The organism is Bartonella sp. AA168HLJHH, assembly GCF_042197365.1.
Taxonomy (GTDB): domain Bacteria; phylum Pseudomonadota; class Alphaproteobacteria; order Rhizobiales; family Rhizobiaceae; genus Bartonella.
The window spans coordinates 1-11,795 of record NZ_JBHIRS010000025.1 but is presented as its reverse complement, the minus strand read 5'-3'; the positions used below and the strand labels follow the sequence as shown (position 1 = coordinate 11,795).

General features: G+C 34.9%; 5 protein-coding genes. 1 reads left to right on the top strand and 4 read right to left on the bottom strand.

Annotation, left to right across the window (positions count from 1 at the left end):
• Nucleotides 1–1,037 precede the first annotated feature (1,037 nt).
• The 3 genes from ACFINM_RS08705 to ACFINM_RS08695 all read right to left on the bottom strand — a co-directional run bounded on the left by ACFINM_RS08705 (nucleotide 1,038) and on the right by ACFINM_RS08695 (nucleotide 3,497).
• On the bottom strand, nucleotides 1,038–1,808 hold the full coding sequence (locus tag ACFINM_RS08705; RefSeq protein WP_375629682.1) for a hypothetical protein: 771 nt from the start codon (nucleotides 1,806–1,808) through the stop codon (nucleotides 1,038–1,040).
• A 99-nt stretch (nucleotides 1,809–1,907) separates the two neighbouring features.
• Nucleotides 1,908–2,570, bottom strand: a complete 663-nt coding sequence (locus ACFINM_RS08700) for a hypothetical protein (RefSeq protein ID WP_375641106.1) — start codon at nucleotides 2,568–2,570, stop codon at nucleotides 1,908–1,910.
• Between the two features lie 81 nt (nucleotides 2,571–2,651).
• A complete protein-coding gene (locus ACFINM_RS08695) occupies nucleotides 2,652–3,497 on the bottom strand; it encodes a hypothetical protein (protein WP_375641105.1) in 846 nt (281 codons plus the stop codon).
• Between the two features lie 1,663 nt (nucleotides 3,498–5,160).
• On the opposite strand from ACFINM_RS08695, the gene ACFINM_RS08690 reads away from it, so the two are divergent.
• Nucleotides 5,161–5,661 (top strand): hypothetical protein, encoded by a 501-nt coding sequence (locus tag ACFINM_RS08690; protein ID WP_375641104.1) that lies wholly within the window; start codon nucleotides 5,161–5,163, stop codon nucleotides 5,659–5,661.
• Nucleotides 5,662–5,968: 307 nt separating this feature from the next.
• On the opposite strand, the gene ACFINM_RS08685 is transcribed toward ACFINM_RS08690, so the two are convergent.
• Entirely contained in the window at nucleotides 5,969–10,933 is a 4,965-nt protein-coding gene (locus tag ACFINM_RS08685) for a DEAD/DEAH box helicase (RefSeq protein ID WP_375641103.1), read from the bottom strand.
• Between the last annotated feature and the right edge of the window lie 862 nt (nucleotides 10,934–11,795).

The following is an 11,795-nucleotide window of genomic DNA, read 5'->3' as shown; positions in this document are numbered from 1 at the left end:
TTTTATCACAGCACAAATCACATTGTTTAAAAATTTAGTCGTTTGGAATTATCGATTATACGTTTAAAGAATGGTATAAGTTTTGCTCTTTTTTGAGCGAAACCTTAAAAAGGAATAATAGGTTTAATTTATAAAGATTGCATAAAAGGATTAAGGATAAGAACGCTTTTAAAACGCTTACTAAAAGTTAAAAAAACGATAAAGAGGTATTTTATATCTTATGAAATGAAAAGCCTTTTAATGAATAGATTGCAGACTAGTTTTTAAGAACGGAATTATTCGCTTCCACAAAACTAATACCACAGTAGTAAAATACTATTTTACCTTAGATATGCTACTAAAAAACGTTTTAAAAGTTACCATTTAAAAGTACAGAGCACAAATATAGAGCGATTAATTTGCAAAAAAGTTATGTTTAAAAGAAACTTATGAAAGCCTTTCTAAATACTGTTTAAACGTTTGAAACAGATGTTTATAACAGTTTCTAAAGCCTTGCGTTTGATAAAAGCGGTTGTTTATTGTCTTTATGAGAGCTTGTTTTAAAAGCCAACGTTTGCAACTGTAAAAAACGGGTTTTGTTAAAGCTACCAAGTATTTTGATTTGTTTGATAGGTTTTGATTTTAGAATGTAAGTTATTTCAATTTACTCAACTCAATTTTAAAGTCAGTATATTGAAACGTTTTAAAAGAAGCATTTTGATCATGTGCTTTATTTCAAATGACTACCTCACAAAGGAGGAGTTATGATTAATACGTTTGATAGCCATAACAAGCGTTTTATAGGCTCTCTCATTCAAATGAGTGATTAAAGATCATACACATCATACATTTCTCTTGATAAGTTTTCATATCTTGAATAGAGCGCTTGTAATATAATACGTTTTGTATATATGCGTTCATAACTCCATTTGAAATGATTCATAAGGGTAGACATTTGAAAGCCGCGTCATAATCACTTGACACGGCTTTTTTTGCATTCTCTCTTTTATGATGGGTTTATAACCATAAAGAAGGCACTTCCATGCCTGTTATTTATGCTATTTATCAATCTTAACAACGTTATCGCTTTCATAAACCTCATAATTTTGAGCAACTGATTTTACATTGCTTTGTTTATCTATTTTTGCTTTTCCATAGGCACGACCATAGACCTTTACAGAACCAGAGATTTTTGCATTCCCATAAACAGAGCCATAAACCGCAGCACGCCCACTCACAAGAGCAGAGCCGTAAACCTTGCCATAAATCTTTGCAAAGCCTTTGATAGCAGCCTGTCCATAAATTTTTGCACTGTTGTAAATACAAGCAGAGCCAGAAACCTTTGAATGACCATAGATTCTAGCATGATCATAAACAAAAACATCATGAGAAACGCGCGCATGTTGATAAATATGGGAGTTGCTATAAACGCGGGCGTGATCACAGACATGAGCATTGCCATAGATATTGCCAGCCACATGAGCACTTCCATAAACACAAGCATGGTCATAAACTTTAGCATATCGAGTGATTAAAGCCTTTCCATAGACCTCAGCATTCCCATAGACACGCCCCCGCACATGAGACAAATGACGTACTTTAGCATGATCAGAAACATGAGCATAGCCATAGACACAAGCCTCATCATAGACCCAGCAATTGCCATAATGAGATAAGTTCCCTTCATTTTCGATATAGCCACCTAAATCGCCAGCCTTAACATCATCAAAATCTCTTAAAGCCCGAATGCGATAAAGGTTTATAATTTGCTTAGTAAGTCTCTCTTTAATTTGTTTGATTTGATTGGTTAATTCATATTTTTTACACATAGAGATCCCCTCACAATCTAATGTGATAAACGTTTGATAAAATTTGAAATGGAAAAATTGGGTTGGAAAGCAGGCGCCCCCGCCGCGCCCGCGCATTATTTACGCAGCGTTATTTTCAATAATCTTTACAACGGTATCGTTTTCATAAACCTCACAATTTATGGGAACCCAATATAAATCACTATCTCTTTTTAATCTTGCATTGCCATATACATTACCTCTAATCACGAAATAACCAGAGATTTTCGCATTACCATAAACAGAGCCATAAACATCAGTATGACAGCCCACGCTAGCATTCCCATAAACCTTGCCATAAATTTTAGCAGCGCCACTGATAACAGCATGATCATAAACCTCAGCATTGCCATGAATACGAGCGCTCCCTGATAATTTTGCATTGCCATAAACCCGCGCCTGATGATAAACCCAAGCATTATAAGAAAGATGCGCATTGTCATAAACATGAGCATTTGCATAAACGCGGGCACTGTCACATACATGGGCATTGCCATAAACATTACCCATTATAATAGCTTTATTAAAAACCTTGGCATTTTCATAAATATGGGCAGGATTTAAAACAAGAGCATTATCGTAAACCCAGCAATTGCCATCATGAGAGAGGTTACTTTCATTTTCAATAAAACCACCCAAGGCACCAGCCTTAACATCGTCAAAATCCCTTAAAGCTTTAATGCGATAAAGAGTTTGATTATTAAATACACGTGTCTCATTTGTGAGTGCAAACTTTTTTTGCATAGCACAATTCCTTTATAAATAGATTTGAATTTTAGAATGAAATGTTTAAAGAGGGGCGCCCCCGCCGCGCCCGCGCGTCATTTACACAGTTGTAAAAACAATATCAGCAGTGATAACGGGTTCTTTATAATTGCCACCAATTTTGGTATCACCACCAATCTCAGTATAGCCAATTACCTTGGCATTGCCATAGACATGAGCATCACCATGGACCTTGCCATAAATTTTTGCATTGTCATAAATGCGAGCATCATCATAAACCTCAGCATTATCAGAAATTAAAGCATTATTGGAAACCCAAGCACCACCATAAACCTTGCCATAAACCTTGGCATTGTCATAAACGCAGCTCCTATCATAAACATGGGCATAACCAGTCACTATAGCATTCCCATAAACCTTGGCTTCTCTATTGACCATAGCAGCGCCACAAACATGGGCATTATCGCAAACCCTAGCATTATCAAAAACTATAGCATTTTCATAAACATGGGCATTATCATAAACCTGAGAGGTTCCTAAAACACGCGCTTTATCATAAACCTCAGCATTGCCATAAATTCTAGTTTTATCAAGAAACTTGCCATAAATAGTGTCATAAATTTTTGCAGATCCAGTAATTTTTGCATTATCCGAAACATGGGCATTATCGTAAATACGAGCATCACCATAAACCATGGCATTGCCACCGACCCAACAATCACCATTATGAGCTAAATTTGCAACCTTATGTATAAAGCCGCCTAAATCACCAGCTTTTATATTAGCAAAATCCCTTAAAGCCCGAATGCGATAAAGAGTATAATCACCAACCTCTATTGTCTCTCCTGTAAATTCGTATTTTTTTGCAGGCTGTTGTTTATTAACAGATGCAGTTTCATTTGAAATGGAAGAGATAACGGGGGTGTTGTTTGATATATTTGTCATAATTAAAACCTGTTTGAATAATATTGTTATTGACAGCCCAGAAGGGCGCCGGGTGCTAACAAACACGGCAAACAGTCCGTCGTTACACTTTTCTCATAAAGAGTATTGTATGGTGTAACCACACCCGACAAAATCATTATATGCTAATCATAACATAAAAGACAGTCAGTATTTTAAAAGATGGGAAAGATTGTTTCGTAATCTACCCGCTGTTTGTTTAGTGTTGTTAAGCACTTGATTATTTATATAACAAAATACGTATTTATTGTCAAATAATATTTTATCTTTTTTGATATTTTTTCTTATTTTTTAAATACGTTGTGTGTTGATAATGTCTTATGCCTATTAATTGCTTCTTTTATATTTATATGCTTTTAAAGCTATATTATTGGCTTTCTTAAATGATTGCGTTATTTTCTGAATCTATACATTTATAATATTTAGAAACGCTCTCATGATGCGTATTTTAAACTTTATAACCTATCAATTTTGTCACTAAATGAATTTTAAATTTTTTGTGAATTTTGTTTGTAACATATTTGCAACTTAACAGCTTTTTATAGAGATGGTCTTTATAACCAATGCATTCATTTGCATTATGATTATAAAACCTTGCTGTTTTTATGCATTCTCTATAGCTGTTATATGCTTTATAGCCACCGCATCATTTTTCATTTTCATAAGAGAAACGATAAATAGGATAATTACGATTTATAGACTGTTATGAAAACATCTCAATAGAAACTGATAATTATAGAGATGAGCAAAATCTCTTTTAATAGACCGTGTCAGTGTTGTCAGTTCCTTTTAAGACCCTCTATTATTTTTTTATGAGTAAAAATTAAAAACATTATATTTCAATAGTTTAATATCTTTAAAACATAACCCATATCAAGAGTACAATCTTGAAAGATAACCAATGATGTGAATTGATTAAAACCTGTCAGTTATGTGTCAGTAAATTGAACTGACAAAAGTGATCATTTTAGTGAGTCATTAAAACGTGTCTTATGAAAAGCGTATGACCCTTTAAAGCCTTTCAAAAGATAGCTTGTAACTCATATGAAATGCTATCAAAATCATTATGGTTATGAGTTTTGAAGGGGTTTTGAGTTTTGAGGGTTGCTGCTATTATGTAAAAAAACGATAAAAAGTAAAAACGTTATTTTTCAATATGTTAAGATTTTACAGACCTTTAAAAAACAACCCATATTGATAACACAACCTATAAATTCAACTAATAATATACGTTTTGAGGGGGTTTTGACGGTTTTTACACCTTCAAAACCTATAAGCAAAATGAATATACATAACTCTCTTTAAACAAAGCTTTTGATAACAATAAAGCACTCATTTTAGATTACGGTATAATCTCTTAAAGGCAATGTAAAAAAATCTAATTCACTTTAAGAGTGGATTTCATAAATTTTGCAAAACAATCTAAAAAAATTATTTAAAAATTCAAATCGTATCTTTAATTTGAATTATAAATACATTATTAGACTTTTGCATTAATCAAAGGTTTATGATGATGAAGTTTTTTATTTTACTTTGTTTGTTAATACTCACAGCTTGTGGTCCTATAACACATTTGAACGGAATTGTTGATCCAAACTACAAGGGACGATTTCAAACGAAAAAGGTGGTCATAGGAGGTGTTGGCATGTCTATTTCTGAGCAAAAAGAACTTGAAGACACCTTTGAGAAATCCCTCGTTAAATACAATGTACAGATATTGAGAGGATTAGAACTTTTCCCTCCAACTCGTAATTATTCCTATAACGAGAAAGAGGAAATTATAACAAATAAAGGCGCAGATGCACTCCTAATAGTTAGCGTTGATAATCGTGCTATATCACAGACGTATATCCCGCCAACATATCATCCGGGAACCTCTACAAGTACTATTTCGGGATTTGGAAACTTTGCTACCATAAAAACTGAGACGACACCAGGTTATGTGACCGGTGGATATAATATTAGTAAGCCCGCCATAAGTGTTAGTGTTTATCTTATTCACCATACAAAAAACAAAGAAACCATATGGCTAGCAAAAGGCTATAGCGATGGAAATGCTTTTGCATCATTTTCTAATCTCATAGTAAGCGTTGCTGAAACAACTGTTGAAAAACTAGCCAAAGAGGGGCTTATAGTCCCAAAGTAGAGTTAGGAAAATAGCAGCATAATCACGAATTTTAGCCACAAGGTCGATGTTAATAAAGCTATCATTTTAGATTACGGTATAATCTTTTAAAGGCAATGTAAAAAAATCTAATTCTATTAAAGAGTGGGTTTCTTAAAAGTCTTAAAGCAATCCCAATAAGAGTGTTTAAAAGTACAAAGCCTTATTTTTAGAATAACGCATATTAGGATTGTATCTAATCAACTTAACAAAAGAGGTATAGATTATAGTTATAAGCTCTATACCCCTTATGCGTTTATCATACCCATTATATGAGCATCTTTATAAGTTATTCAGTTTCTCTTAATACCAATTTGGGTAAGTTCTTAACGATTTTCATGGTTTCTAAACTTACCGTAATAACCCTTTGAAACAACTCCAATGGGTAAGCAGGGTTGCCAACGGTTTCAACAGCATAGCGATTGGCATCATTCACAATACCACTCTTTTTATCAGTCTTTACACATTGACGCTCCATAACCCATTCAAGAGCGGGCTTGCCATTGACGATATACTCATAAACTTCAAGAGGGATATCTGTCATAATGATATTGCTGTTATAAATAACCGTTGATTTATCTTTCTCTTTACCTGCTTTTGCGAATTTCATTTCAGTCACATAATAAAATTTTTCGGGATTATAGATCTCTGTTTGTTTTGGATTACCTTTTTTAAAGGTTACTGAATACGGCTCTACAGTTTCATAGTTTATGTGCAAATGCCCCAGTTCACGCCCTGCGGTTACAAACTTCCAAAAGTCATCAGCACTCTTTACACAAGGGATACGAGGCAGTTCTTTAGAGAGGTTATCAGCATAACGGGTGCGATAATCTTCCGAATGAAGTAGACCGTAAACATAATAGAATAGATCATCTTTTGTTATGGCTTCATTAGGATAAGCAGCTTTAAAATGTGCTAATCCCTCATCCGTAATGGCATCACGCTTCTGTAAACCAGCTGTTTTACTTTCTTCTGTAAATAAATGGGATTGTTTCTCACTTTTACTTTTTGAGACCGTAGTATCTTCGTAAATATATCTTGGAAAGCATTGACTTTTTTCTATTGAATCAAAATTAGGTAAATCCTTACTCATTAGTACAGAAAAACCTTTCATTGCACCTACGCCTGTCACTTGTATTACTCTATTTTCAACCGCTTGTTCCATCGGGAATATACATGGAATTTGAGCAACCATTTCATTAAAGGCACGATTATAATAGAGCCATTGTTGTGTAAAAGGACGATATAAACTTTGAATAAGGCATGTATCTTCAAATTCAAAAATCTTTCCTTTAGTTAAATGTTTCTTAAGATTAATACTCCAACTAATTTTACTTTCATCGGCATTAACAAAATTGTCTACAGTTTTAGTACCTGTTTTACCGTCACTATGTGTATAAACACCATTAAAACGCTCCACTTCACTATTGTAGAAAGTAATCATATTACTCATATTTTTCGCGAGAGTTTCATTGCTTGCATTGTATGCCCAAGCATCACGATTGGTTTTTAGACCACAAGAATAAATCTCAAACAGTTTTTTACTATGAGGTTTCTTATCACCTAAAGCTAGGAATGTCTTGAAACTGTCATCACGTTGACCAAGCCAATCATTATGCTTATCTGGTATAATTATTTGCCAACCTTGTTTGCTCTGTGTAATACCATCAATGCTACCAAATTTTTTAATTGTCTTAAGCTTTTTTTCTCTTGTGAGATAATCTCCAATATCACGGAAATATATTTTCCCACGCTGTTGAGATTCTGGATTTTTTATGAGAATAGAGATAGCTATGGGAGCCCGTGATCCAGAACCAAAAATCTTACCACCTTCTTTTCGCGAAAGTTCTCCAGAGGTTCGTTGATTACCCCGTAAATGGAAAATATAAAGGCTGCTAAATTCCTTAACGAGGCATTTTCTTAAACCATTTAAAGAACATGCATTAATAAACCCTGCGTTTGTCACAAAACCAATAATACCACAATCTTTTATACGGTCACTAGCCCATCGAATTGCTCGTATATAGCTATCATAAAGTGCTTGCATATTGATTGATTCAGATTGAGCAGCATAAGTTTCACTGATACGATTATCTAATATGGGATAAGGGGTATTCTTCGCATTATCATTAGCACTTTTTTGACCAGTTGAATAAGGCGGGTTGCCGAAGATAACTTCGATAGTCAAATTTTTCTGATGCTCTAAATATTCACTGTTTTCTTTGAGAATACCTTCCATCAAATTTTTTTCTTCAATCATTCGAAACGTATCAGTCAAACCAATATGCTTGAAAGGGATATAATTTCCTTTCATAAGACCATGATAGGTTGCTTCGATATTAATGGCTGCTATGTAATAGGCTAGCAAGACAATCTCATTTGCGTGGATATCATAACGGTATTTATATTCCATATCCTCTGGTTTGATGAGATTGGATTGTAATAGCCGTGTGATAAAGGTCCCAGTACCCGTAAAAGGGTCAAGAATAGAAACACCACGTGATCCTAGACTTTTTCCAAATTCATGACGCAACACATCATCAACAGAATGAATGATAAAATCAACAACCTCAATGGGAGTATAAACAATGCCTAATTTTTCTACTGTACGCGGAAAAGCATAACGGAAAAATTCATTATAAAGCTCTACAATTAAACTTTGTTGTGCTTCAAGAGTGGTAATTCCACGCGTGTAAAATTGTACACTCTTAGAAATATTTTTGAGATCTTGAGATTCTTCTTTAGGGGTAACTTTATCAAGGACATTGAGTACACGTTGTAAAGCACAAGATACGGGATTCTCTTGAACAAACTGATGCCCCTCAAATAAAGCATTAAAGACTGGACGCGTCACAAGATGTTGCGCAAGCATTTCAATCGCATTTTGTTCGGAGATAGTTGTATTTAAATTACTACGTAATTCGGTCATAAAATCATTAAACACACGCCGTGTTTCAGTTTCTGATTTCGTCAAAACCTCAGTTAAGCGTGTGATATGAGTTTGAGCAAGATCACCAACATTTATTGCCCATTTTTTCCAATAGCTAGGGTCGTAAAATCTATTAACAATAGCAGTTCTAATGACATCTTTACATTTAGAAAAAAGGGGGAGTTCTCCTTGTTCTTCACATGTGTGAGAGGATTCATAAGTTGCTAACCCAATATTAAGTCCTGAATACTCTAATTTTGAGCGTATAGGTAAATCATCAATAACCGTGGTCGTATCTTCTAACGCAAGTTCTTGAGAAGCAGCAACAATTTCAAGAGCATCGCTTACGTCTTGTTTTTTGTGCATATGGTGAATTATTTTATTAAAGTTATCATCATGAGCACGTAAAGCATTGAGAACTTGCCAGATGACATTATACTTTTGGTTGTTTTCTAAGGCTATTTCCGGCGGAATATCAGCGGGTATCCCAACGGGTAGAATGATATAGCCTCTTTTTTTACCCTCTGCTCGACGCATTACACGTCCTATTGCTTGAATAATCTCAATTTGACTTTTGCGCGGGTGTAAAAATAGAACAGCATCAAGAGCGGGTACATCAACACCTTCAGAAAGACAGCGTACATTGGTAAGTACACGACAAGTATTTTCCCCCGCATCTTCCTTTAACCATTCAAGTTGTTTTGTACGCTCTTTAGCACTAAAGGTTCCATCGATATGGGCAAGGGTACAGTTAAGAGGAGGAGTATCTTTATAGTTTTTATGAAGAGCGCGCAAAGATTCTTGCACTTTTTCTTTTTTGAATCTCTTGCATATGCGTTTAGAAGTCTCAATATCTTTGCAAAAAGCTAAAGCTCTACGCATGGGTTTGGGGTCATCTTTAAGATCAAGTTTCAGATCCATTTTGGTAAGGGCTCTATAACAGCCATTAATCTTGGTCCTATCGTCGAGAATAAGTTCATAATTCTTATCGGTTATCAGATGTTGAATGGATTGGCTTACTTCTTCTTCGTTGACAACTAATATGATAACTTTACAAGGTGCTAACAGCTTATCCTCTAAAGCACGTGAAAAGTTGTAAGTATAAAGTTGTTTGCCATAGAGTTTTTCATTATCCATGGATACCAAAACGTTATTGGATAAGAAAGCATTCTTTTTCAGCTTGTCACTAAAGATCTTTGGGGTTGCTGTCATGTAGAGGCGTTTTTTGCCTCGAATAATGCTATTGTCATGAACCTTGATAAATTCAGATTCATGCTTTTCTGTTCCCAACACAACACCAGTTGTTCTATGGGCTTCATCACAAATGATCAGATCAAATTCAGGTAACCCATGGTCTTTTTGTGCATCCGAAAGCACTTGGATAGAATGGTAAGTTGAAAAGATAACCGTCATTGCATCTGTTAGGTTTTCACGCGCTTCTTTGGCAAGGGCTTGGGCATCCGTGGTAGCAGGGAGCACAAGATCTGATGTTTCCATGCCAACAATATCATCTTGGTTTTTACGACGCTTGCCTACTTTTGTATCCGAACACACCGCAAAAGAACGCAACGGGACTTGTGCATCGGCTGTCCATTCACGGATCGTTTGCGAGACTAAAGCAAGCGAGGGCACCAGAAACAACACACGCTTGCCTGTTCCTGCTATGGTTTCTGCTATCTTTAAACTGGTGAAAGTCTTGCCCGTTCCACATGCCATAATCAGCTTACCACGGTCTGCTTCTTTTAACCCTTCACAGACTTTCTTGATGGCTTCTTCTTGATGTGGACGAGGCTCTTTTGTTGATTTCAGAAGAACTTCTTGTTTTGTTGCAAATATTTGCCAATCTATCCGACTGTTTTCCATATGACGAAGGTCAATACGATAAACGGGTATCGCTTGTCCTTTAATCATGGCATTCACATTGTCACTTAATTCCACTTCTGTGGTATCAACGAGAAGACGATATTTAAAGATGTCTTTTCCAGAGGCAGCGATAAAGCTATCAATATCTTTTTTACTGATCTGATGGTCAGCTTTATAAAACTTACATTGAATAGCCACATATCCCTCTTGATTGCGAAGCTTTGCCACCAGATCAATGCCGATATCATTTTTATTCCAACCTTCACGCTCTGTTGCCCATTCATAATAGCTCTCAACCGTTTCATATCGTCCAAAATGGAGAGGGTCATGCATAAGATAAGCCATGACAAGATTTTCAAACAGCGTTCCCAATTCACGGGGTGATTTTGCTTGTTGACGATAATATTCTAAGAGAGAGCGTAAAGTGACGTGTTCATTATCAGAATGATGAGGGCGAAGCATAAAGAATAAACTCCATGACAATATATTCTATTGATTAATTCTCTTCAAAAGAATCAAAATGAAGCTTATTAAATCCATTTTGAGTAAATGGTGAAAAAAATGCAGAAAAATGCGAAAAAACGGATAAATTTTTTTCAAAAGGGTTTTTAAAGGTACTTATCCACAGCCCATGGCATAGGATAAGATCAGCAAAGTAGTGAAATTTGCTGTTTATTTTATGGAAAAAAGACAAATGCACTATGTGCTTTAAAATATCATAATAATTATTTTGATAGGTTTTATGAGTCACTAAAATAGTCTATTTTGTCAGTTTAATTTACTGACACAAACTGACAAATATATATTATGGATTGTATTTAAGGTTGTATTGTCGATATAGGTTGTATCATTAAAATACTAACATATTGAAATATAATGTTTTTAATTTTCTCTCATTTAAAAAAATAATATAGGCTCTAAAAAGAACTGACAACACTGACAGCACTGGACAAAACTCTTCTGTTTAGATCATTATCTTTGGAGAAAGGTTGCTTAATGCGCTGTACAGAGAGTTTTGCCTATTTGAGTAGAAAGTTTTAAAAGAGATTTCTTATTGTTTTCTATGATGGTTTTTGACGACAGGATGTGCTTGATAGGATGATGTCTCGTTTATATGCGTGTTGAGTGGCTTAGAGGAGCTGGAGAGTGAATTTATCTCTAATTATTGATAAATATATTGTAGCATTAAACTGGGGATATTGATGTATTAACCATTGACGGGCTAAACAGTTTTGGTTAAAGGTCTTTTTATATAAATGTGGGGGAGAGATCTTCAGCAGTTAAAATAAAGCAGTTTTTGGGTGTCACTTTTTTGGTCACAGAG